21 protein-coding genes, 1 tRNA gene and 1 pseudogene are annotated in these 23,943 nt (G+C 60.3%); 10 read left to right on the top strand and 13 right to left on the bottom strand.

Annotated features, from left to right (window positions below; genetic code table 11):
- Positions 1-2: 2 nt before the first annotated feature.
- Positions 3-98: transfer RNA gene (locus ACVVH8_RS15170), tRNA-Sec, on the top strand.
- A 57-nt stretch (positions 99-155) separates the two neighbouring features.
- Here ACVVH8_RS15170 and ACVVH8_RS15165 read toward each other — a convergent pair.
- From ACVVH8_RS15165 to ACVVH8_RS15155, 3 genes are all read right to left on the bottom strand, one after another.
- Complete coding sequence (locus ACVVH8_RS15165) at positions 156-446, bottom strand: type II toxin-antitoxin system RelE/ParE family toxin (protein ID WP_212808894.1); 291 nt, start codon at positions 444-446, stop codon at positions 156-158.
- On the bottom strand, positions 439-684 hold the full coding sequence (locus ACVVH8_RS15160) for a type II toxin-antitoxin system ParD family antitoxin (protein ID WP_212808893.1): 246 nt from the start codon (positions 682-684) through the stop codon (positions 439-441). Before ACVVH8_RS15160 ends, ACVVH8_RS15165 begins: the two co-directional genes overlap by 8 nt.
- A 140-nt stretch (positions 685-824) precedes the next feature.
- Positions 825-1,049 (bottom strand): YgdI/YgdR family lipoprotein, encoded by a 225-nt coding sequence (locus ACVVH8_RS15155; RefSeq protein ID WP_103302452.1) that lies wholly within the window; start codon positions 1,047-1,049, stop codon positions 825-827.
- Positions 1,050-1,243: 194 nt separating this feature from the next.
- Here ACVVH8_RS15155 and ACVVH8_RS15150 point away from each other — a divergent pair, with 194 nt between their 5' ends.
- The 4 genes from ACVVH8_RS15150 (at position 1,244) to ACVVH8_RS15135 (ending at position 7,746) form a co-directional block, all read left to right on the top strand.
- Positions 1,244-2,896, top strand: a complete 1,653-nt coding sequence (locus ACVVH8_RS15150; protein WP_475224537.1) for a VRR-NUC domain-containing protein — start codon at positions 1,244-1,246, stop codon at positions 2,894-2,896.
- Complete coding sequence (locus ACVVH8_RS15145; protein ID WP_475224534.1) at positions 2,893-5,208, top strand: ATP-dependent DNA helicase; 2,316 nt, start codon at positions 2,893-2,895, stop codon at positions 5,206-5,208. The genes ACVVH8_RS15150 and ACVVH8_RS15145 overlap by 4 nt, the downstream gene beginning before the upstream one ends.
- Before the next feature lie 5 nt (positions 5,209-5,213).
- On the top strand, positions 5,214-7,133 hold the full coding sequence (locus ACVVH8_RS15140; RefSeq protein ID WP_401296335.1) for a hybrid sensor histidine kinase/response regulator: 1,920 nt from the start codon (positions 5,214-5,216) through the stop codon (positions 7,131-7,133).
- A gap of 76 nt (positions 7,134-7,209) precedes the next feature.
- Entirely contained in the window at positions 7,210-7,746 is a 537-nt protein-coding gene (locus ACVVH8_RS15135; RefSeq protein ID WP_212808889.1) for a hypothetical protein, read from the top strand.
- 78 nt (positions 7,747-7,824) lie between these two features.
- Here ACVVH8_RS15135 and ACVVH8_RS15130 read toward each other — a convergent pair whose 3' ends face one another.
- The 6 genes and pseudogenes from ACVVH8_RS15130 to ACVVH8_RS15105 form a co-directional block, all read right to left on the bottom strand.
- Entirely contained in the window at positions 7,825-8,121 is a 297-nt protein-coding gene (locus ACVVH8_RS15130; RefSeq protein WP_475224532.1) for a hypothetical protein, read from the bottom strand.
- A 150-nt stretch (positions 8,122-8,271) separates the two neighbouring features.
- A pseudogene (locus tag ACVVH8_RS15125) lies at positions 8,272-9,634 on the bottom strand (cation:proton antiporter).
- Between the two features lie 45 nt (positions 9,635-9,679).
- Positions 9,680-10,291, bottom strand: coding sequence for a Yip1 family protein (locus ACVVH8_RS15120; protein ID WP_475224530.1), 612 nt, complete (start codon positions 10,289-10,291; stop codon positions 9,680-9,682).
- 306 nt (positions 10,292-10,597) lie between these two features.
- Positions 10,598-11,455 (bottom strand): glucose 1-dehydrogenase, encoded by an 858-nt coding sequence (locus tag ACVVH8_RS15115; RefSeq protein WP_103302047.1) that lies wholly within the window; start codon positions 11,453-11,455, stop codon positions 10,598-10,600.
- A 268-nt stretch (positions 11,456-11,723) separates the two neighbouring features.
- Positions 11,724-12,203: a nuclear transport factor 2 family protein gene (locus ACVVH8_RS15110; RefSeq protein WP_103302046.1), complete on the bottom strand. Its 480-nt coding sequence runs from the start codon at positions 12,201-12,203 to the stop codon at positions 11,724-11,726.
- Positions 12,204-12,258: 55 nt separating this feature from the next.
- The gene (locus ACVVH8_RS15105; RefSeq protein WP_475224527.1) at positions 12,259-12,822 is read right to left on the bottom strand and encodes a TetR/AcrR family transcriptional regulator; all 564 of its coding nucleotides are present in this window, start codon (positions 12,820-12,822) and stop codon (positions 12,259-12,261) included.
- 206 nt (positions 12,823-13,028) lie between these two features.
- On the opposite strand from ACVVH8_RS15105, the gene pssA reads away from it, so the two are divergent.
- The gene (pssA, locus tag ACVVH8_RS15100) at positions 13,029-14,372 is read left to right on the top strand and encodes a CDP-diacylglycerol--serine O-phosphatidyltransferase (RefSeq protein WP_475224524.1); all 1,344 of its coding nucleotides are present in this window, start codon (positions 13,029-13,031) and stop codon (positions 14,370-14,372) included.
- Positions 14,373-14,503: 131 nt separating this feature from the next.
- On the opposite strand, the gene efeO (ACVVH8_RS15095) is transcribed toward pssA, so the two are convergent.
- From efeO (ACVVH8_RS15095) to efeU, 4 genes are read right to left on the bottom strand one after another with little or no spacing between them, the layout of a single operon-like run.
- The gene (gene efeO / locus ACVVH8_RS15095; protein WP_475224521.1) at positions 14,504-15,328 is read right to left on the bottom strand and encodes an iron uptake system protein EfeO; all 825 of its coding nucleotides are present in this window, start codon (positions 15,326-15,328) and stop codon (positions 14,504-14,506) included.
- Positions 15,329-15,355: 27 nt separating this feature from the next.
- A complete protein-coding gene (efeB, locus tag ACVVH8_RS15090; protein WP_475224518.1) occupies positions 15,356-16,654 on the bottom strand; it encodes an iron uptake transporter deferrochelatase/peroxidase subunit in 1,299 nt (432 codons plus the stop codon).
- 17 nt (positions 16,655-16,671) lie between these two features.
- Positions 16,672-17,871: an iron uptake system protein EfeO gene (gene efeO, locus ACVVH8_RS15085; RefSeq protein WP_475224516.1), complete on the bottom strand. Its 1,200-nt coding sequence runs from the start codon at positions 17,869-17,871 to the stop codon at positions 16,672-16,674.
- An 8-nt stretch (positions 17,872-17,879) separates the two neighbouring features.
- Entirely contained in the window at positions 17,880-18,719 is an 840-nt protein-coding gene (efeU, locus tag ACVVH8_RS15080) for an iron uptake transporter permease EfeU (RefSeq protein ID WP_212808882.1), read from the bottom strand.
- Between the two features lie 290 nt (positions 18,720-19,009).
- On the opposite strand from efeU, the gene ACVVH8_RS15075 reads away from it, so the two are divergent.
- The 4 genes from ACVVH8_RS15075 (at position 19,010) to ACVVH8_RS15060 (ending at position 23,922) form a co-directional block, all read left to right on the top strand.
- Complete coding sequence (locus ACVVH8_RS15075; protein WP_475224513.1) at positions 19,010-20,026, top strand: AraC family transcriptional regulator; 1,017 nt, start codon at positions 19,010-19,012, stop codon at positions 20,024-20,026.
- Positions 20,027-20,273: 247 nt separating this feature from the next.
- A complete protein-coding gene (locus tag ACVVH8_RS15070; protein ID WP_475224510.1) occupies positions 20,274-21,938 on the top strand; it encodes an AMP-binding protein in 1,665 nt (554 codons plus the stop codon).
- Positions 21,939-21,954: 16 nt separating this feature from the next.
- On the top strand, positions 21,955-22,716 hold the full coding sequence (locus ACVVH8_RS15065; RefSeq protein ID WP_475224507.1) for an SDR family NAD(P)-dependent oxidoreductase: 762 nt from the start codon (positions 21,955-21,957) through the stop codon (positions 22,714-22,716).
- Between the two features lie 12 nt (positions 22,717-22,728).
- On the top strand, positions 22,729-23,922 hold the full coding sequence (locus ACVVH8_RS15060) for an acetyl-CoA C-acyltransferase (RefSeq protein ID WP_103302036.1): 1,194 nt from the start codon (positions 22,729-22,731) through the stop codon (positions 23,920-23,922).
- Positions 23,923-23,943: the final 21 nt, after the last annotated feature.

Here is a 23,943-nt window from a genome sequence, read left to right as displayed (position 1 = left end):
AAGGAAGGCAATCGCGCCCGGTGGCGCGGCCGGGCTTCAAACCCGGTTGGGGACGGCATCCGTTCCCGGGCAGGTTCGACTCCGGCTGCCTTCCGCCACATCAAAAGCGAAAGATGCCAGTTCCTTGCCGGGAGCCTGTGCGTAATAACGGGCGGTCAGAGGTTGCGCTGCGTGTCCATACGATCATGCAGTATGCGAATGATCGCAATTCCGTACGCCGTGATTCGGAAGTAAATCGTGTGTCGTTCAATACTGTAGCGTCGATAACCGGGACGTATAGCGTCACAGGCTGGCGCTGTTTTTGGGCGCTCGGTTAACTGCGCAAATGCGGTGGTAATGATATCAATGTAGCGACTGGCCTGATCTTGACCCCACTGACGTGCGGTATAACCCCAGATTGCTTCAAGGTCGCCTTCAGCCGCAGGCGTCAGTCGGTATTCAGCCATGCGCCGTCAACATTCGTTGCTTGAACGCAGCGGGATCGAATGGGCGAGGTTTTCCGCTGGATTCACCTTCCCGAAGAGCGGCCCGTACCGTCTCTAGCTCAGCATTGCGCTCTTGCTCACGACGAATCAAATCACGGATGTATTCACTGTCGTTGGTGTAGTGGCCCGCTTCTATCTGCGCTTTGATCCAGTTGTCTTGCTGGTCAGTCACGGTAATGGTTTTTCGCACGGTCCCCATGATCGGGCCTCCAGGAGAATGATCGACTGGCGTGGAAGCTATCATACTATTGGTGCTGTATCGAGCATTCAGCCTGCCTTCCGCCACATCAAAAGCAGAAGATTACAACCTTCTGCTGTGCCAGCCCGAAGGATGAACCGTCAGTCTTCCTTGCGTACGGTGGCCACTTCGTCGGCGCGTACTTTTACCTTGGCGCCGGAAATGTCTTCGAACTCATAGAAGCCATCCTTGGTTTTGGTTTCTGGCATGTCCTTGGTCAGGTACTGGGTGCCGTTCTGCAAGGTCACCACGGTCTGGGTCGAGCAACCACCCAATGCCAGCAGCGCGGCGACGGCCAAAGGAATACCCAATGTCTTGATTTTCATACCCACCTCAAATTCCTCTTTCCATGTGATACCGAGCATTGTCGGCGTTCTAACGCGGTTGGTGCCATTGTGCCGGGAAAAGTTCGATGGCCCGGTGAAAAAATGCCATTGATCTTTTTCTGTTTGCGCCGGGTGGGGAAGAGCTGTTATCTGTACGCATAACCAGTACTCGCTCGCCATGGCCCTGAATTCCCGTGACTGCCAAACCCCTCGACGATCCGTTCTATTACCTTAACAACTTCCTGCAAGTCATTGATTGGCTTGAGCTTCGTTATGCCGATGTGATGAGCGAAACGGAGCAGGCGTTTATTGGCGACTTCAAAGCATTGCCTAAACCCTCGCAAGGTTTGCTGGTGCGGATGGTGATGCGCAAGGGCCTGCATTTTCGTGCGGGCAAGCTCAGTTACCCGGAAATCGGCGAGATTCCCCAGGCGGCGCAGCCGTTGCTGGAACTCGGCTGGATCGACGAACACGCCCCCTTGGTGATCGCAGAGCTGTTCGACGTGTTGCTCAAGGCTGAGATCCTGCAAGCGTTCGGTGCCTTTATCGAGCAACCCAAGGGCCGCAAGGACGATTGGCTGCCAGTGCTGGCCGAAGCGTTTCCCCAGGCACAAAGCCTGCGCGACTGGGCGCCGCTGCTGCCCGATCGCCTGTTCAGCCTGACCATCATGGACCTGTGCGACCGTTTGCGTCTGATGTTCTTTGGCAATCTGTATCAGGACTGGTCGGAGTTCGTGCTCGCCGATCTCGGAATTTTCACCTACGAAAAAGTCGAGTTCTGTGCCGATTCCCGGGGCCTGCGCAGCCGTGAGGACGTCGACGCCTGCCTGTTCCTGCACCAATGCCAATTGCGCTTCGAGGCCGGCGAGCCGCTGGAAAGCATCGTTGAGCAAGTGAGCGCCTTGCATTTCGACAACCCGTGGCTGCAACGTCGACGCGGCAAGGTGTTGTTCCAGATCGGCCAATACTGCGAGCGTATCACCGAGTTTGCCCTGGCCCTGAGCATTTACCGGACCTGCGCCTATCCCGGCGCACGATTGCGGATGATCCGCGTGCTGGAGCGTTGCGGCGAATACAGCCTGGCACTGGAACTCGGCACGCTCGCCGAACAGGCACCGGAAAGCGCCACCGAACAGCAAGGCTTGCAACGCATCGTGCCCCGGCTGCGGCGCAAGCTCGGTGGCCCGCCGCTCAAGCGCGCGGTGGCAAAACCGGTCGAGCGACTGGATCTGCACCTGCCGCGCACCGATCCGGCGCTATCGGTGGAGTTTCATGTGCAGGCACATCTGCACGCCGATGATGGCCCGGTGCATTACGTCGAAAACAGCCTGATCAATTCGTTGTTCGGTCTGTTGTGCTGGCCGGCGATTTTCGCGCCGTTGCCGGGGGCGTTCTTTCACCCGTTCCAGCGCGGTCCGGTGGATCTGCTCAACGAAGATTTCCAGCAACGCCGCGCCGAACGGTTTCAGGCCTGTCTTGGCGAACTCGACGACGGCCGTTATGCCGACACCATCCGTGGCCGATTCGTCGAGAAATGGGGGGTGCAGTCGCCGTTCGTGTTCTGGGGCGCGTTGAATGAAGATTTGCTGGAGCAAGCGCTGGCGTGCCTGCCCGCCGCACACCTCAAGCACTGGTTCAACCGCCTGCTGCTCGACATCAAGGCCAACCGCGCCGGGATGCCCGACCTGATCCAGTTCTGGCCGCAGCACAAAACCTACCGGATGATCGAAGTCAAAGGCCCGGGCGACCGCTTGCAGGACAACCAACTGCGCTGGCTGGAGTTCTGCCATCAGCATCAGATGCCAGTAGCCGTGTGCTATGTGCAATGGGCGGAGCAGAGCGCTTGAGCTACAGCATTGCAGTGCGAGCGTTGTGTGAGTTCACCGCCAAGACCGGTGACCTCGACTTGCGCTTCACGCCGTCCCCCACGGCAATTGAAGGCATTGCCGGCCATCGCACCGTGGCGTCGCGGCGCAATGACCAGTATCAGAGCGAAGTGGCGCTGGACGGCGAGTTCCGCCAATTGAAGGTCAAGGGCAGGGCGGATGGCTACGATCCGGCGCAGAACTGCCTGGAAGAAGTCAAAACCTACCGTGGCGATCTGAGCAAGCAGCCGGTCAATCACCGCCAGTTGCATTGGGCACAGGCGAAAGTCTACGGCTGGCTGATGTGCCACAAACTCGATCTTCAGCAGATCAACGTGGCGCTGGTGTATTTCGATATCGTCAGCGAAAAGGAAACCTGTCTGGTCGAGGCGTTCAGCGTCGAGACCTTGCAGGAGTTTTTCGAGGCGCAATGCACATTGTTCCTGTATTGGGCCGAGCAGGAAATGGCCCATCGCGAGGCGCGCAATCGCGCGGCGCAGCAACTGACGTTCCCCCATGCAGACTTTCGTCCCGGCCAGCGTCATCTGGCCGAATCGGTGTTCAAGGCGGTGAGCACCGGGCGTTGCCTGATGGCGCAGGCGCCGACCGGCATCGGCAAGACCCTTGGCACGCTGTTTCCGATGCTCAAGGCCTTGGCGCCGCAGCAACTGGACAAAGTGTTCTTTCTCACCGCCAAGACCCCCGGGCGCAAACTGGCGCTGGATGCCAGTCAGGTGTTGTTCGATCAAGCGACCACGCTGCCCTTGCGGGTACTGGAGATGGTCGCCCGGGACAAGGCCTGCGAACACCCGGACAAGGCGTGCCATGGCGAGTCCTGTCCGTTGGCCCAAGGCTTCTATGATCGCCTGCCCGCCGCCCGTGAAGCGGCCAGCCGCGTCAACCTGCTTGATCAGGCGGCGATGCGCGACGTCGCCGCACAACACACGGTGTGTCCGTATTACCTGAGTCAGGAAATGGCCCGCTGGGCGGACGTGGTGATCGCCGACTACAACTATTATTTCGACTTCAGCGCCTTGCTGTTCGGGCTCGCGCAGCTCAACCAGTGGAAAGTCGCGGTGTTGGCGGATGAGGCGCATAACCTGGTCGAGCGCGGTCGGCAGATGTACAGCGCCGGCCTTGATCAGGCCACCCTCGGCGGCGTGCGCAAAACCGCGCCGCAAGCGCTGAAAAATTCGCTGCAACGGGTCAACCGGGAATGGAATGCACTGCATGCGCCGCAACTGGCGGCGTATCAGGCTTATGACAAAGCCCCGGAAAAGCTGCTCCAGGCGATTTCCCTGTGTTGCGCCGCGATCGGCGATTACCTCAACGACCATCCGCAAGGCCTCGACAGTGGCCTGCAGAACTTCTATTTCGACCTGTTGCAATTCGGTCGGGTGGCGGAGCTGTACGACGAGCACTATCTGTTCGACATCAGCAAACGCGACCTCGACCGCAAGCGTCCGCTGTCGCAACTGTGCCTGCGCAATGTGGTACCGGCCGCGTTCATTGGCCCGCGTCTGAAAGCTGCGCGCAGCAGCGTGCTGTTTTCCGCGACACTCAGCCCGCGCCACTATTACGCTGACTTGCTGGGCACGCCGGCCGACACGGTGTGGATCGACGTTGAATCGCCGTTCAGTGCCGAGCAGTTACAAGTGCAGATCGTCAGCCGCATTTCGACGCGTTTCAACCATCGACAGGCGTCGCTCGAACCTATCGTCGAGTTGATCGCCCGTCAGTTCAGCGAACGGCCGGGCAACTATCTGGCGTTCTTCAGCAGTTTCGATTACTTGCAGCAGGTGGCGACTTTGTTGGCCGAGCGCCATCCGCACATCACCCTGTGGCAGCAATCACGGGGCATGCTCGAAGGGGCGCGGCAGGCGTTTCTCGATCAGTTCACCGCCGACAGCCAGGGCGTCGGCTTCGCAGTGTTGGGCGGAGCGTTCGGTGAAGGTATCGATTTGCCCGGCGCACGCTTGATCGGCGCCTTCATCGCCACGCTGGGGCTGGCGCAACTCAACCCGGTCAACGAGCAGCTGAAGCGACGCATGGCGGCGATATTCGGCGCCGGTTACGACTACACCTATCTGTATCCCGGTGTGCAGAAAGTGGTGCAGGCCGCCGGGCGGGTGATCCGCACCCGCGAAGATCGCGGCGTGGTCATGCTGATCGATGACCGCTTTGCCGAGAGCCGGATAAAACAATTGCTGCCGCGCTGGTGGGCAATCAATAACGAAGCAGCTTCCCAATTGGCCGGATTGCCGCATACTTCTGCTCATGACAACGGCTGGTGAGAGTGATGAGCGAAAACAACAAGACCGCAGCGATCGAGAACATGCGTTTCAGGCTGTTGATCGATGCGGTTGTCGACTATGCGATCTACATGATCGACCCCGACGGCATCATCACCAGTTGGAACTCCGGCGCCAAGCGATTCAAGGGGTATGAAGAGGCGGAAATTCTCGGCGAGCATTTTTCGCGCTTTTATACCGCTGACGATCGTGCGGCGGGGCTGCCGCAACGGGCGCTCGACACGGCGATCCGCGAGGGTCGATTCGAAGGCGAGGGCTGGCGGGTGCGCAAGGACGGCACCAATTTCTGGTCGCATGTGGTGATCGATCCGATCATCGACCCCGACGGCAATCTCCTGGGTTTCGCCAAGATCACCCGCGACCTCACCGATCGCAAGATGGCCGAAGAAACCCTCAAGCAAAGCGAGCAGCAGTTCCGCCTGCTGGTGCAGGGCGTTACCGACTACGCAATCTACATGCTCAGCCCCGAAGGCCGCGTCAGTAACTGGAATCAGGGCGCGCAACGGATCAAGGGCTATCTGCCGGAAGAGATCATCGGCCAGCATTTTTCGGTGTTCTACACCCCCGAGGACCGTGAACTCGGCGAGCCGCAACGGGCCTTGGCGATCGCCACCAAAGAGGGCCGTTTCGAGAACAGGAGCTGGCGTGTACGCAAGGACGGCACACGGTTTCTCGCGCACGTGGTGGTTGATGCGATTCGCGGAGAGACCGGCACCTTGCTCGGTTTTGCCAAGATCACCCGCGACGTGACCGAAGCCCATCAAGCCCAACTGGCCCTGGAAAAGACCCGCGAGGCATTGGCCCAGGCGCAGAAGATGCAGGCCATCGGTCAGCTCAGCGGCGGGATCGCCCATGACTTCAACAATCTACTGACGGTGATTCTCGGCAACTTGGAGATTGTGCAGAAGCGCGTTGGTGACGACCCGAAAATCACCCGTCTGCTGGAAAACGCCACCCAAGGCGCAATGCGCGGCGTTTCGCTGACCCAGCGTATGCTGGCGTTCGCCCGCCGCCAGGAGCTCAAGACCGAATCGGTCGATATCCCGCAACTGGTGCAAGGCATCACCGGGCTGTTGCGCAGTTCAATGGGTCCGGGGATTCGCATCGACACGCACTTTCCTGCCGACCTTGAACCGGTACTGGCAGATACCAACCAACTGGAACTGGCCTTACTCAACCTCGCCACCAATGCCCGCGATGCGATGCCCGAGGGTGGCACGGTGACGATCACCGCTCAGCCGGAGGTCGTGCTTGAGCTGGGTCATTCGGAACTGGCGGCGGGGCGTTACGTCTGCCTGAGCCTGACTGACAGCGGGGAGGGCATGGACGCGCAAACACTGGCCTCGGCCCGGGATCCGTTTTTTACCACCAAAGGTGTGGGCAAAGGCACCGGGCTAGGGTTGTCGATGGTCCATGGTTTCATCGAACAACTGGGTGGTCGTTTCATCCTCAAAAGCGAAAAAGGTCACGGCACCATGGCAGAGCTGTGGATACCGGTGGCTGTCGACGGCGCCGCCGTCAAACCTTTCTACCCACCTGCCGCACCGATTGCGGTGCCACGCCTCAGCGTACTGGTGGTGGACGACGACTCGCTGGTGATGACCAGCACCAGTCTGCTGCTCGAAGACCTCGGCCATCGTGTAATCGGTGCGACGTCGGGCACCCAGGCGCTGGCATTGTTCGATCAGGGCGAGGTCATCGACCTGATGATTACCGACATGGCCATGCCGCACATGAGCGGCGCGCAACTGGCCCACGCGGTGCGCCTGCTTAAACCGGACCTGCCGATCATCCTCGCCACCGGTTACGCCGAACGTCTGGAAGGCTTTGGCGCGCAACTGCCGCGACTGCCCAAACCGTTCACGCAGTTGAACCTGGTGGAGATCATTGCCCACGCGATGAAATGACGGTGGGCACATCCGGCTGAACTAGTGCGCAGCAGGGGGCTTCTAAACGTTTTTCCTGCCCCGGAGCGTGCGTCTCGTGCCTCGCATATTGACCCAGCCAACCGCTGAAGAAATACAGACCGAACATGACGCGAAGATGTTCGGTTCGCCCAAGGAACGACTGGATTTCTATCGCCGGGAGATCCAGTACGAAACCAGCATCCTCGCCAATCGCACCGACGCCTATCTGGCGGCGCAGTCGTTTCTGGTGATTGCCTTCGCGTCCTGCATGTCCAACCTCAACCCCGAATGGGGCAAGCTGTTTACGCTGGTGGTGCCACCGTTTCTGGCGCTGCTCGGGCTGCTCAGCTCGCTCAATGCCTGGCCGGGCATTCGTGCCGCGTATGACATCATTGACCACTGGCACTTCAAGCAGAGTCATTTGCTCCTCAGCGAGCCGTTGATGGGCCTGGCCTATGACGAGTCGCCGCTGTTCAGCGAGATGGAATCGAGCCACAAGGGCTATCGCAAGTCGCTGCTGTTTTCGGTGCGCACGCCTTGGATCTTTGCGACGTTCTGGGTGTTGCTGGGGAGTTATGCGGTGTTTATTCAGGTGACCAATCCGGGCGGATGAACGCTCAAGATCAAAAGCCCCTCACCCCAGCCCTCTCCCAGGGAGAGGGCTAGGAGGCGCTCTTCTGTTCCTCTGCACTTAATCGGCAGTCTCAAGCTGCCGCCGCAAGCCCTGCGAGTTCTGCACCGACATCGGGATCGGCGGAAAATCCTCGTTCAGCACACACAAATGCTCGATCGCATCGGCAAATTTCACATCGGCCTTACTACGTAATGCGCGGTAGTGCTCAAACTGTTCGTGATCCAGTTGCCCGGATTCGAGCAGCTCATGAGCCGCTCGATTCAGCGCCTGCGCTTCTTCGAACAATTGACGATTGCGTTCCAGGGCCAAAGCCCTGCAAGCCTTGATTTGCGCAGGAGTCGAGCATTCTTTCATGACCGTGACCTTACTGTTCAAGGATTCCTTTTCATGGGCGAAACGCCGCAGGGGAACCGAACCTGCCGGGCCCCGCCGGTTGTATCTGGCGAGGGTTATGCTTGTGACCGCCGGCTATCGCTGAGAGATCCATTTTTTTGCTGAAGATTTTCATTCCCCGGAAACACGTTTGGGTGATTTGTTCTTGCGTTGTTCGTAGCGCGCCAGGATCGGCTGGGTGCTGATGCCGTGCAGCAAGATGCTCAAGGCCACGACCGACAGGGTCAGGTCGGTACACAGCGCCGCCACTGAATCGCTCAGACCGTGGTTCAAGGCATAAAACAGATAGAAAAGACTGCCGATGCCGCGAATGCCAAACCAGCCGATCAACAGCCGTTGCCGTCCTTCGAGCAGCGAGCCCCAGGGCATCAACGCCACGCACAGCGGGCGAATCACGCCGAACAACACCGCGCCGACCAGCAGCGCCCGCCAGTCCCAATGCGTCACCAGCACCACGCCCAGCAGCGTCACCAAAAACACTTCCATGGCCCGTTCAACGAGGCCGCCGAAGGACAACATGTCGCCCATCATGATCCCGGCGGCGACCTGGCTGTCTTCCAGTTTTTCAGTATCGCCGTGCACCGCGTGCTGGGGCTCGACGTTCTGGTGACCCACCACGGGTTGCACCAGATGTTCAGCGGGCGGTTGACCGGCGCCGGTGGATTTCACTTCTTCCTGACGCAGACCGAGGCCAGCGGCAAACACCGAGAGAAACCCGTAGCCACCGATGGCTTCGGCCACCACGTAGGCCAGGGCGATCAGTGCCAGCGCCAGGTAATCGTTGGGGCTCAGCGTGCTGTCGTCGTTGTGAATACGCATGGACAAGGTCAAGCGTCCGATGCCCCGGCCCATCCAATAGCCGGTCAACAGCCCGGCGGGCACGGCCCACAGCAGGCTGCGCAAGACCCAATCCGGCCATGCACTGGATTGCCCGGAGCCATCCAACAACAAAAAGGCCAAGCAGGACAAAGGGGAAAGCGACACCATCGTTGAGTCCGGCCTCGCCAGACAGGCCAAAGCGCACGCTGTCGACGTCCCGCGCATCGTTGACCTGCACCAGCGCTGCCAGCACCGGATCGGTAGGGGCCAGAATCGCGCCGATCAGCAGCGACGGCCCCCACGGCAGTTGCAATCCCCAGTGCAGCAGCAGGCAGACGCCAGCGATGGTCAACACCATCACCGGGCCCGCCAGGCCAAATGCGATCCGCCAACGCTTGTCGCGCAGTGGAAGACGCAACTTTAGCCCGCAGACAAACAGCGAAAAGAGCACCGCGACTTCCGTCAGGTGCTCCATCCACAGAGAGGCGTTTTCCAGCGACAGTTTCAACAGGTCGAGACCACTGGGGCCGATGCCGATCCCAAGCAGCAAGCACACAGCGGAGGTGGTCACGGGCATCCAGCGCAGATACGAAGAGGTCAGCGCCAGGGTCAGCAACACCGCGCCGAGCACCGCGACCCACACGACAAAGCTCATGACGCGCCGCCCCCGCAGGTTTTTACTGACGGCACAGGCACCCCGTCAGCCCACGGTCGCGCGCAGGTACTCAGGGGTGAGCACGTTGAACCACAGCAGAATCATCGACACCAGTATCGTCACCATGACCAGCAGACCCACGCCCCAGACACAGGCCGAGTTCAACAAACCCTGTTCCTTGCGCTCGTGCATGAAGGTCGGCAGGCCGACGAAGAGCAGAAAGGTCGAGTACACCGAGGCCGCACCGAGCACCAGAATTGCCAGCCAGCGACTCGGATACAGCCCGGCGATCCCGGCGACGAAGAACGGTGTCACGGTGTAAGCCGCAAAACCGATGCACTGGTTAAGCGTCGGCCGCGTTTCGAAGGAGCGCGACATCCAACGGATAAACCCGCCAATCACCGCAACGCCGGCCACGATGGCCACATACAACAGAATGCTCAACTGCAAGGCGCTGGAACTGCTCAGTCGTACCGTTTCACCGGCCGCCAGACTCCAGCCGACATAAGTGGTGCCGATGAACAGGCAAACGGGAGGAATCAGCGCCAACAACAGCAAATGCGCAAGGTAATGCCGAGGATGGGCCTCTTCTTCGCGGCGGATATCGGTCCACGCGAAGTTGGGTTGGGTGAAGAGCTTGATGATAGGCGCGGACATGACGACCTCTTGATCCTGTGGACCGGTTGGGGCTCTTAAAGGTATGGAGAGTCGTCGGATAGCCGGGTTCATTTTATTTAACGGACCCCGGTAAACCATGTAAGGACGGCTGACCCGTCAATCGCCGCAGTCCTTGCAGAATGACCACAAATGACTGTGGGAATGGGCTTGCTCACGAAAGCGTTGTATCAGGCACCCATGATGTTGAATGACCCAGCGCTTTCGCGAGCAAGCCCGCTCCCACAGGTTGATCGAATTGCCTGGCTGACGCTGCGGCAGTGATCGGGCGATCAGCAGAACCGAGGGTTAGAGCATCGGTTTGCCACCGGTCACGCCATAACGCTGACCCGTGATGTAACTGGCCTCGTCCGACGCCAGCAGCACATAGATCGGCGCCACTTCCACCGGTTGGCCGGGACGGCCGAGCGGGGTTTGCGCACCGAAGTTCTGCACCTCTTCATCGGGCATGGTCGAAACGATCAGCGGCGTCCAGATCGGTCCCGGCGCCACGCAGTTCACGCGAATCTCCTTGGGCCCGAGCATTTGCGCCAAACCGCCGGTGAAGTTGGCGATCGCGCCTTTGGTGGTGGCGTAGGCGAGCAGGGTGGGTTTGGGCATGTCCGAGTTGATCGAACTGGTGTTGATGATCGAAGACCCCGGGCGCATATGTTTGAGCGCTGCCTGGCACAAGCGAAAGATCGCGGTGATGTTGACGTCGAAGGTCATCACCCATTCGTCATCGGGGATCTCTTCGAAGTTTTCGTGGGTCATCTGAAACGCGGCATTGTTGACCAGCACGTCGATGCGCCCGAAGCGTTCGACGGTCTTGTCGACCAAGGCCTGGCACTGCGCTTTTTGCGCGATATCACCCGGCAGCAACAGGCACTGGCGTCCGGCCTGTTCGACCCAGCGTGCGGTTTCCTCGGCGTCTTCGTGTTCGTTGAGGTAGGCCACGGCAACATCCGCGCCTTCGCGGGCGAACGCGATGGCGACCGCGCGGCCGATGCCGCTGTCTGCGCCGGTGATCAGGGCAATCTTGCCGGCGAGTCGGCCGGAGCCCACGTAACTTTGCTCGCCGCAATCGGGGTATGGCTCCATTTTGCGTTGCGAGCCGGGAACGGATTGCGCCTGGGCGGGGAAGGGTGGTTTTGGATAATCGGTCATCGTCGGTCTCCGGGAGCTCATGGCAGGAATGGGCGGTTGACCCGGGTCGTTTGCCGTGAGTTCGATCGGATTTGCGATGGCCAACAGGAGTAGAAAAATCGATGGGTGCGCGAACGGGAGGCTAAAGCGCAATGCCACAGTGGGCTGAACACCCCGAACACTGTGGGAGCGGGCTTGCCCGCGAAGGCGCCACGTCAGTTGCTATCTACTGCGCTGACACAGCACTTTCGCGAACAAGCCCGCTCCCGCCTTTTGCATCTGTAAGAGATTACAGACCCAAGTCGGACAGCCCCGGGTGATCATCCGGGCGTCGGCCCAGCGGCCAGTGGAACTTGCGTTCGCTTTCCTTGATCGGCATGTCGTTGATGCAGGCGTAGCGCTGGAACATCAGACCGTTGTCGTCGAACTCCCAGTTTTCGTTGCCATAAGAGCGAAACCAGTTACCCGAATCGTCGTGCCATTCATACGCATAACGCACGGCGATACGGGTATCGGAGTAAGCCCAGAGTTCCTTGATCAAGCGGTAATCCAGCTCCTTGGCCCACTTGCGGGTCAGGAAGGCTTTGGCTTCTTCTCGGTTGTTGGCGAACTCGGCGCGGTTGCGCCATTTGGTGTCGAGGGTGTAGGCCAGCGATACCCTTTCCGGATCGCGGGAGTTCCAGCCGTCCTCGGCCAGCCGAACTTTCTCGATGGCCGATTCACGGTTGAAGGGGGGTAATGGCGGACGTACTTGGGCTGCAGTAGACATATTCAGTCTCCCGAAAGATTTAACGTTTAAACAACGGGTCAGGCTTACTTAGGCGTTACAGGTCCAATAACTTTCGCGCCATGCATTGCGCATTATCGGCGGCACTGTGATCACCCATCACAAGCGCTACGGTAATGGCACCGTCAATCAGGATCAGCAATTGTCTGGCCAGCAATTGCGGATCCTCTGCACCATGTTCGGTACACAGCTCGCACACGTAGTCGAGCAGCTTCTGTTTATGGTCTTTGGCGACCTGGCGCACCGGGTCCTGGGGATCACCGGTTTCGCCGCTGGTGTTGATGAAGGCACAGCCACGGAAACCTTCCGAGGCAAACCAGCCCTTGAGTACAGTGAACAGGTTGAGCAGGCGATCGGCAGGGGTTTCGGCCTGATCGACCGCGCTTCGGTACCAGTGCATCCAGCGTACGTCGCGGCGTTGCAGGGCGGCGACGGTCAGCTCCTCCTTGTTGGCGAAGTAGCGGTAGATGCTTTTTCTGGAGACGCCGGCGGTTTTCACCAGAAGATCCATGCCGGTGGCCGCGATGCCACTTTTGTAGATCAACTTTTCGGTGACATCCAGAATGATGTCGCGGGTCGAGGTGTCAGTGATTTCGTTCATGTGGCGAACAGTAGAACGATCGTTCTCCTTGGTCAAGCGTTGATTTTGCAATGGCTTTCGCGAGCAGGCTCGCTCCCACAGGGGAACGCATTTCAAATGTGCGAACGAGCCTGCCCGCGAATAGCTCATTACAGACACTAACAAGACCCGAAGGAAGCGATGGTGTAAGCTCTCGGGTTCTCCGGATTCGACCCATTGCGAGCCCTATGCCGTTGCTTTTCAAACGTTCTCTGCTGCCTAAACTGCGCAGCTTTCCGCTGACCGCCGAGGCCGTGACCATTCTGTCCGGCGCCGCCGAGTTCCGTCGTTGCCTGCTGGAGAAAATCGCCACGGCGACCCAGCGCATCTACATCGTCGCGCTGTATCTGCAGCAAGACGAAGCCGGTCAGGAAATCCTCGATGCCTTGCACGCCGCCAAACTCAAGCGTCCCGAACTGGAAATCGCTGTGGTGGTCGATTGGTTGCGCGCACAGCGCGGGCTGATCGGTGCCGGCAAGCAGCCGGGCAATTCGGCGTGGTATCAGGAAATGACCCGCACTCACCAGAGTGAGGTGCCGGTCTACGGCGTGCCGGTGCAGACCCGCGAACTGTTCGGCGTGCTGCATTTGAAGGGCTTCGTGATCGACGATTGCGTGGTGTACAGCGGCGCGAGCCTGAACAACGTCTACCTGCACAAGTTCGACAAGTACCGTTTCGACCGCTATCACGTCCTGCAAAGCCGCGAACTGGCGGATTCGATGCATCACCTGGTCAAGCACGGTCTGATCGAATCGAAAGCCGTGCATCGCCTCGACCTGCCCAATCTGCCGACCACGCGCAGCTTGCGTAACGACATCGGCGATCTGCGCAGCCGCCTCAAATACGCGACTTACGACACCGCCAACGGCAGCACGGCCAGAGACGGCCTGTCGGTCAGCCCATTGCTCGGCGTGGGCAAGAACAACCCGTTGAACCGGGCGATTCTTGAACTGATCGCCAGCGCGCAAAAACAACTGACCATTTGCACGCCGTACTTCAACCTGCCGCTGGGTGTGATCCGCGAGGTCAACCGCGCCCTGGCCCGTGGCGTGAAGATCGACATCGTGGTCGGCGACAAGACCGCCAACGATTTCTACATTCCGCCGAGCGAGCCGTTCAAGGTGATCGCGGCGTTGCCGTACCTGTACGAGATCAGCCTGCGCCGCTTCGCCAAACGGCATCAGCGCAACATCGACAGCGGCCAATTGAATCTGCACCTGTGGCGTGATGGCGACAACACCTATCACCTCAAGGGCATGTGGATCGATCAGCGTTATACGCTGCTGACCGGCAACAACCTCAATCCACGGGCATTCCGTCTGGATCTGGAAAACGCGCTGCTGATTGATGACCCGAAAGGGGAATGGCTGGAACTGCGGGCGAAGGAGCTGGAGGAGATTTTCCGCCATACCACGCGGATCGAGAGTTTTAATACTCTGGAGACGTTGCCTGAATATCCGGCGGGCGTGGCCAAGTTTCTCAAGCGCGTGAGTCGGGTGCGGATCGAGCGGTTGCTCTACCGAATTTTGTAAGAAGGCTGAAAATGCCATCGCTGGCAAGCCAGCTCCCACAGGGTTTTCGGTCGTTCACATATGTTGTGTACACCAAAAAACCGTGGGAGCTGGCTTGCCAGCGATGGGGCCTTAACAGACGCTAAAAAACCTTAATTCAGACCCAACTTGCCACGCAATGTGGACAAGTCTTCCGCCAGTGTATTGACCGGGCCAACCAGCGCCTTGCGGTCGTTATCCTTGACCTTGTCATACGTCTCGAAACCCCCGTCCTTGGTCTTGTACTTGGCCAGAATCTTGTCGACGGTGGCAAAGTTCTTGTCCACTTTCGCTACGAAAGCCTTGTCCTGCTTCTCGATCTGCGGACGGAACAGGTCGACGATTTTCTTCGCGCCGTCGATGTTGCCCTGGAAGTCATACAGGTCGGTGTGGCTGTAACGGTCTTCTTCACCGGAAATCTTGGTCGCGGCGACTTCTTCCAGCAGCGCAGCCGCACCGCCGACGACTTTCTCGGGCGGGAAGGTCAGGCCGGCCACGCGGGTTTGCAGGTTCTTGACGTCTTTGTTCAAACCGTCCGCCAGTGCGTCCAGACCCTGGGTGCTTTTCTCCGAGAACAGCGAATATTCGATGCGGTGGAAGCCAGTGAAGTCGTCTGCTTTCACGCCTTTCTCGTGGTCGTCGACACGGGAGTCGATGGACGCATCGAGGTCACTGAACAGTTCGGCAATCGGCTCGATCGACTCGTAATACACGCGGGTCGGTGCGTAGAGTTTTTGTGCGGTGGCCAGATCACCTTTCTTCACCGCGTCGGTGAATTGCTGGGTGTGGCTGGCCAGTTCATCGAGCTGTTCGGTGACGTAAATCTTGTAGTCCGAAACCGGCCCGACCAGATCCAGCGGTGCTGTCGCGGCGAACGCTGACAGCGGGGTGTTGAGCAAACCAAAGGTCAGCAATAACGCGAGTGGCGTTTTTTTCATGGGGGCGGCTCCAGTGTCGGGATTGTTTTATGCAGCTGTTTTCGGTTGTGTGGCATTGAGCAGCGAGCGACCGATGAAGTCCTTGTCGCCCGTGACACCCGGAAGGGTGAAGAAGTAACCACCGCCAACCGGTTTGAGGTACTCCTCAAGCGGCTCGCCGTTGAGGCGGGTCTGCACGGTGATGAAGCCTTTTTCCAGGTCAGCCTGGTAGCAGATGAACAGCAGCCCCATGTCGAGCTGGCCGTTCTTGTTGACGCCGTTGGAGTAGTTGAATGGCCGACGCAGGATCAGATTGGCCTGAGTCGCGGCGGTGCGCGGGTTGGCCAAGCGGATGTGCGCGTCGAGCTTGGTCAGCTTGCCGGCCGGGTCCTTGCTGTAGTCCGGGACTTCACTTTCATGGCTTCCGCCGATTGGCGCGCCAGTGGTCTTGACCCGGCCGAGGATGCTTTCCTGTTCCTGCAACGGCGTGCGGTCCCAGCGCTCGACGAAGTTACGGATGATCCGCACCGCTTGATAACTGCCATGCGCCGCCCAGGCTGGTTCGTCGCTACCGGGTTGTACCCAGACGAGGCGATCCATGGCTTTGGCGTCGTTGGAGTCGGGGTTGGCCGAGCCATCACGGAAACCGAGAAAATTGCGCGCAGACTGCGCCGGCACGCCGGGTTTGGCCGGGGCTTGCGGCGGCACGCTGCCTTCCTGTTTCCAGCGCACCAGCAGCAGGTCCGGCAGGTTCTTGACGATGTCGCGCAGGGCGTGAATGTTGGTGTCGGCGGTGTTGGAGCAGAACTGCAAACTCAGGTCGCCATGGCAGCAATCGGCTTCCAGCGCATCGTTGGGAAAACCGACCATGCGTTGCAGGCGTTTCGGTTTCGCGTCGGCCAGACCGAAGCGCTCGTCGAACAGCGATTCGCCCACCGACACGGTGATCGTCAGGTTGTCCGGGGTGACCACCGGGCCGAGGATGCCGGAATCCGGCGGTGGCAGTTTCGGATCGATCTGCGCCACCGGGCCGCCCTTCATCAGGAAGGCGATGCGTTCGTTCAGCGTGCGGAACAGCCGCTCAAGGTCTTCGCGATCACTGGCCAGCACGTCGAACGACACCAACATCCCGGAGGCCGGGCGCGGGGTGACGATGCCGGTTTGATGCAAACCGTGGTAATCGTGGCGGTCTTCGGTCTTGTCACTGCTCGGCGCTTCAGTGACTTGCGCAGGTGCAGCCGCCATGGCCGGGCAGCTCAGGGCGGAACCGGCGAGGGCGACACCGGCAGCGCCCATGCCCAGCAGGACGCGGCGACGTTGCAGGTTGAGTTGTTCGGAATCTTTCATCGGTACTCGTCTTCTGCTTACAGGCCGGAGAGGCCGAGGGCTGGGTCGATGCCATCAAGTGCGTCGGCGAGGGCCTGAGCCTTGTCGGCGATCTGCTTGCGTTGTTCGCCGCTCACAGTGTCGTAAGTGGCGTAGCCGTCCTTGACCTTGAAGCTGTTCAGTTGGGTGTCGAAGTCGGCCAATGCCTGATCGATTTTCGGCAACAGATCGGCGGCGGATTTGCTCAGCATTGGCCGCAGCAACTCGACAACTTTGTGTGCGGTTTCGGCATTCGCGGCAAAACCGTTGAGATCGCTGTGGCTGTAGCGTTCTTCTTCACCGCTGGCGGCACGGACGTCGGCCAGGGTGTTGAGGTTGCGCACGATAATGTTGACCAGTTGCTCCGGTGGCAGCGTCTGCGCGAGCAGTTGCTGTTTGAGCGTGGTGACGTCGCTCAGCAAGCGCTGGGAAACGGGGGCGAGTTCGTCGAGTTTGCGTTGCTGGAACAGCGCGTACTCGAGGCGGTGGAAGCCGACAAAGGCTGGATCCTGCTCGCGCTTCTCGAAGTAATCGGCACGGGCGTTGATGCTGTTGTCCAGTTCCGCCAGACGTTGCGCGGCCGGGGCCAGACGTTGATAGGCAGCACGCGCAGGCAGGTACAACGCCTGCGCCTGACTGAGGTCGCCGCTGGCAATTGCCTGATCCAGTGCGGTCACGGCTTTGATCAGCGCGCTGCCTTGGCTGGCCAGATACACGCGGAATTCCGACAACGGCCCAACGAAGGCGACCATCGACGGCTTGGCCTTGGCGGCCGCATCGGAAGCGGCCGTCGGCGTCACGTGCAAGGTGCCACGCGGGTTGCTCAGCAGGCCGCAGGTGATCGCGTAGTCGCCGGGTTGCAGGTTGGCGTTGATCACCTGGCTCAGGCCCGGCGCAATGTTTTCGCGCTCTTCGACCACCAGCACGCCGTCGAGGATTTCCCATTCCACGGCGCGGTCGGAGCGGTTGACGATGCGGAAACTGGCGCGGCCGGCCGGCACCGTCAGCGCGTTTGGCTCGCAACTGCCCGGATGAATGTTGACCACCACTTCGTCATGGTTGAGCTGACGCTTGGCCGCGGCCATTTTCGAGGCGTAGTAGAACAGGCCACCGGCGGCGATCATCACGACCACCGAACCGGCCACCGCCCAGCGCAAGGCGCGGGGAGGGGAGGCCTGAGGGGTATTAGGCTTTGACATGGGAGCCCTTATTGGCTGGAAACGGAAGACGATTGCGCGGCTGGTTTGGGCGCCGGGTAGAAAAACATCCCCAGCGCCACCAGCAGATAAATCAGATACGCCCCGAGGGTGCTGACGGTCGGCGCGTCCTGATAACCGAACATGCCGGCCAGCACCGAGCCGAGCGGGCCATCCATCGGCAGCGTCGCACTGAAGTCGAACAGCACGGTTTGCAGGTGATTCCACAGGCCGGCTTCATGCAGGGCCTGCACCGAGTTGGCGAGAATCCCGGCGGCCACCACCAGAATAAACAGCCCGGTCCACTTGAAGAACGCCGAAAGATTGAGGCGCATGCTGCCGGTGTAGATCAGGAAACCCACGATGATCGCCAGAATCAGGCCGAGCAGGGCACCGATCGGCGCCCCCGGGCCTTCGCTTTGCTGGAACACCGCGAGCAGGAAGAACACCGTTTCCAGTCCTTCGCGAGCGACGGCGAAGAAGACCATGGCGATCAAGGCAATCACTTGGTGTTTCGAAGAGGTCAGCGCCTGATCCAGCGAGGCTTGCAGCGAATGCTTGATCGAGCGCGCCACCTTGCGCATCCAGAACACCATCGAGCTGAGAATGCCCACGGCCACCAGCCCGACCACGCCTTCGAACAGCTCCTGCTGCTTTTGCGGGAATTCGGCGCTGACCAGTTCCAGGCCACCACCGACCAGCAGGGCCAGCGCAGCGGCGAGAAACACGCCGATCCACACGGCGGGCATCCATTGGCCACGGCCGGTCTGTTGCAGGTAGCTGGCGATGATGCCAACGATCAGCGCGGCTTCAATGCCTTCGCGCAGCATGATCAGAAAGGGGACGAGCATTCGGCATCCTATAAGTCATTCGAAGAGGTTACAAGTTGTAACATAATGACACTCATTCTCACATGACAATCATTGACATAAACCTGAACGCAAGCTGAACAACCTCAATTTTTGCCTCACATAGATCCCTGTAGGCGTGAGCCTGCTCGCGATGGCGTCGTGTCAGTCAGCGCATATTTTTCTGCCCCATCGCCATCGCGAGCAGGCTCACTCCTACAGGGGTTCGTGTTGAATTCGTGTCCTGCGGTAAGATGCCTGCCACTCAAAAACAACAGGAATCACCGAGTTCCATGTCGGAAAAAGACACCATCGCCGTGCAACTGGTGCGTGAAGCGCTGCTGCAAAGTTGTGCCCCGGGCGTGGCCACGGAAGAAGCCTTGAACAAGGTCGGCATCGATCCGGCGCTGTTGCAACGTGAGGATGGCCGGGTGCCGGCCTCGCAGTACGCCAGACTCTGGCGTTTGCTGGCCCGGCGTGGCGATGACGAGTTCTTCGGCATGGACCCGCGCCGGCTCAAATCGGGGAGTCTGGCGTTCCTCTGCCGCAGTGCGATGGCGCAATCGACGCTGGCCGACGGCCTGAACACGGGGCTGACGTTCCTCTCGCTGATGCTGGAAAAAATGCCCGCACAACTGGTGCATCAGCAGAGCCTGGCGGAAATCGTCCTGCTTGAAGACGATCCGCAGCCACGTCGCGCTTTCACCTATTTCACCTACTGGATGATTGTCCACGGCGTGGCCTGCTGGCTGGCGGGGCGGCGGATTCCGATTCTCGCCATCGAGCTGCGTTGCCCGGCGCCGGACTTCACCGATGACTATCGGGTGATGTTCTCGGAAAACCTGCGCTTTGATCGCCCGCGTACGCGGATGATTTTCTCCGCTGATTGTCTCGATCTGCCGATCAAGCGCAGCGCCGAAGAGCTCAAGCGCTTTCTGGCCCACGCCCCGGCCAACATTCTGGTGAAGTACCGCGACCCGGAAAGTCTCGCCAGCCGGATCAAACATGACTTGCGCCAGTTGCCCGCCGAGCGGTGGCCGGAAACCGAAACCCTGGCCCAGCAACTGTGCATGTCCGCTTCGACGTTGCGCCGACGTCTGGCGGAGGAAGGGCAGACGTATCAAGGACTCAAGGACAGCGTGCGCAAGGAGTTGGCGATTGTCTGGCTGGCGGAGCCTTCGATCAGTTTTGTCGAGATTGCGGCGCGGCTGGGGTTTGCCGATGCCAGTTCGTTCTACAAGGCGTTTCGCAAATGGTCGGGGTCGAACCCGGGGCATTACCGCACATTGATCCTCAACGAAGCAGTCTGATCCAGATCATTCGTCGCCTGGCCCGGCGCCTTCGCTGGCAAGCCAGCTCCCACAGGGTCAGCGCAAATCCTGTGGGAGCTGGCTTGCCAGCGATGGCGGCCTGACAGGCGCTACATAACCTGAACCCTGGCCAAACCAGTCAGCCACTTTGATGGCTTTGACCATTGCCCCAAGTCCGCCGCAGCGCGACTATCCCTCTGTTGTTTACGGTTCCCCAACCTAATAAAAACACAGAGGGATTCTGGCAATGCGCGATTACTTGTCTGCCACCGCACAGTTCAACTATCAGCACACCGTGGATGCCGCACTCAGCGGTTCGCTTGAGGCGCTCAACGCCTGCGTCGAATGCTGCGACCGCCATGCCTTGCCGGGGCGTATCGCGCTGTTCTGGGAAGGCCGCGACGGCGCCAGTGCGACGTACACCTTCAGCGATTTGCAGGACAAAGCCGCGCGTTTTGCCAATTTCCTCCTCGCCCAAGGCGTGCAGAAGGGTGACAAGGTCGCCGGCCTGCTGCCGCGCAATATCGAATTGCTGATCACCGTGTTCGCCACCTGGCGCATTGGCGCGGTGTATCAACCGCTGTTCACCGCGTTCGGCCCCAAAGCCCTTGAACATCGCCTCAACAGTTCCGGCGCCAAAGTGGTGGTGACCGATGCGGTCAACCGGCCGAAACTCTCGGAAGTTGCCGACTGCCCGACCCTGGTCACCGTCGGCGGCGCCAAGGGCCAGGGCATTGTCCGTGGCGATTTCAGTTTCTGGGCCGAGCTGCCCAACCATTCCAATGTCTGCGAACCGCTGATGCTCACGGGCGAAGACCCGTTCCTGCTGATGTTCACCTCGGGCACCACCGGCCCGTCGAAGGCGCTTTCCGTCCCGCTCAAAGCCATCGTCGCGTTCCAGAGCTACACCCGCGACGCGGTTGATCTGCGGCCGGAAGATGCGTTCTGGAACGTCGCCGATCCGGGCTGGGCCTACGGCATTTATTTCGGCGTGACCGGGCCGTTGTCGATGGGCCATCCGATTACCTTTTACGATGGTCCGTTCACCCTCGAAAGCACCTGCCGGGTGATCAACAAGTACGGCATCACCAACCTCACCGGTTCGCCGACGGCCTATCGCCTGCTGATTGCCGGCGGCGACGAGTTCGCCAAGTCGATCAAGGGCAAGCTGCGCATTGTCAGCAGCGCCGGCGAGCCGCTGAACCCGGAAGTGATCCGCTGGTTCGCCGACAACCTTGGCGTGGTCATTCACGACCATTACGGCCAGACCGAACTGGGCATGGTCCTGTGCAACCACCACGGCCTCGACCATCCGGTGCATGTCGGCGCCGCCGGTTTCGCCTCGCCGGGGCATCGCATCGTGGTACTCGACGATCAGTACAACGAATTGGGCGTCGGCCAGCCCGGCATTCTCGCCATCGACCGTCCGCAGTCGCCGATGTGCTGGTTCGGCGGCTACCAGGGCGCACCGACCAAGGCCTTCGTCGGTGATTACTACCTGAGCGGTGACACTGTGGAGTGGAACCCGGACGGCAGCATCAGCTTCGTCGGCCGCAGCGATGACGTGATCACCACCTCCGGCTACCGCGTCGGCCCGTTCGACGTCGAGAGCGCGCTGATCGAACACCCGGCGGTGGTCGAAGCGGCCGTGGTCGGCAAACCCGATCCGGAGCGCACCGAGCTGGTCAAAGCCTTTGTCGTGCTCAGCGCGCAATACCGTGCGGCGCCGGAGTTGGCCGAGGAATTGCGCCAACACGTGCGCAAGCGTCTGGCCGCGCATTCTTACCCGCGTGAAATCGAATTTGTCAGCGAATTGCCCAAGACCCCGAGTGGCAAATTGCAGCGCTTTATCTTGCGCAACCAGGAAATCGCCAAGGCTCAAGAGGCCGCGGCGAAGAACGTTTCAGCTTGAATCAGGAAGTACAGTCATGCAGATCGAGAACAAGGTTTTTATCGTCACCGGCGGCGCATCCGGCCTCGGTGCCGCCACCGCTGAATTGCTGGTCAGTGCCGGCGCCAAAGTGATGCTGGTGGACATGAATGCCGAAGCCGTGGCGGCTCAGGCCCAGCGTCTGGGCGCGCAAAGCGTGGTTGCCGACATCAGTAACGAAGCCGCGGCCGAAGCCGCGGTGCAGGCGACCGTCAGCGCCTTTGGCAGCCTCAATGGCCTGGTCAACTGCGCCGGCATCGTGCGTGGCGAGAAAATCCTCGGCAAGAACGGCCCGCATGCGCTGAGCAGTTTTGCGCAAGTGATCAACGTCAATCTGATCGGCAGCTTCAATATGCTGCGTCTGGCCGCTGCCGCCATCGCCGAAAGCGAGGCCAATGCCGACGGCGAACGCGGTGTAATCATCAACACCGCCTCGGTAGCGGCGTTCGACGGCCAGATCGGCCAGGCGGCGTACTCGGCATCCAAAGGCGCCATCGCCAGTCTGACCCTGCCGGCCGCCCGTGAGCTGGCGCGTTTCGGCATCCGCGTGATGACCATCGCCCCGGGCATTTTCGAAACACCGATGATGGCCGGCATGACCCCGGAAGTACGCGACTCGCTGGCCGCCGGCGTGCCGTTCCCGCCGCGTCTGGGCAAGCCTGCCGAGTACGCCGCACTGGTTCGGCATATCATCGAAAACAGCATGCTCAACGGCGAGGTGATCCGTCTCGACGGTGCCTTGCGCATGGCCGCCAAGTAAGGAGGATTTGTCATGACCCTTTCCAACGATCCGATTGTCATCGTCAGCGCCGTCCGCACCCCGATGGGCGGTTTTCAAGGCGAACTGAAAAGCCTCACCGCGCCACAACTCGGCGCCGCTGCGATCAAGGCTGCGGTTGAACGTGCCGGAGTCGCCAGCGATGCGGTCGACGAAGTGTTGTTCGGTTGCGTACTGCCCGCCGGCCTCGGCCAGGCACCTGCGCGGCAAGCGGCATTGGGCGCCGGGCTGGATAAATCGACCCGCTGCACCACCGTCAACAAGATGTGCGGCTCGGGGATGGAAACCACCATTCTGGCCCACGACATGCTGGTTGCAGGCAGTGCCGACGTGGTGATTGCCGGTGGCATGGAAAGCATGTCCAACTCGCCGTATCTGCTGGATCGTGCCCGCGCCGGTTATCGCATGGGCCATGGCCGCGTGCTCGACTCGATGTTCCTCGACGGCCTCGAAGACGCCTACGACAAGGGCCGTCTGATGGGCACTTTTGCCGAGGACTGCGCCGAAACCAATGACTTCAGCCGCGAAGCGCAGGACGCTTTTGCCATCGCCTCGACCACCCGTGCGCAGCAGGCTATCAAAGACGGCAGCTTCAAGGACGAAATCGTTCCGCTGACCGTGACCGTCGGCAAAGAACAGGTGCTGATCAGCAACGATGAGCAGCCACCGAAAGCCAAACTGGACAAGATCGCTTCGCTGAAACCGGCGTTCCGCGAAGGCGGCACGGTAACAGCGGCCAATTCCAGCTCAATTTCCGATGGCGCAGCGGCGTTGGTGTTGATGCGTCAATCCCAGGCGCAGAAACTCGGTCTGAAACCGCTGGCCGTCATCCATGGCCATGCCGCGTTTGCCGATACTCCGGGGCTGTTCCCGGTGGCGCCGATCGGCGCGATCAAGAAACTGATCAAGAAAACCGGTTGGTCGCTGGGCGACGTTGATCTGTTCGAGGTCAACGAAGCGTTTGCGGTGGTGGGGATGGCGGCGATGACTCACCTGGAAATTCCCCATGACAAGCTCAACGTGCATGGCGGCGCTTGTGCCTTGGGCCATCCGATCGGTGCGTCCGGCGCGCGCATTCTGGTGACCTTGCTCTCGGCGCTGCGCCAGCGAAACCTCAAGCGCGGGATCGCGGCCATCTGCATCGGCGGCGGTGAAGCGACGGCGATGGCCGTGGAATGCGTTTACTGAAGTTGATCGCTGACCTTGTGG

The sequence above is a fragment of the Pseudomonas trutticola BRTCR10 genome (assembly GCF_056155105.1).
This window is presented reverse-complemented; position numbering and strand designations above follow the sequence as displayed.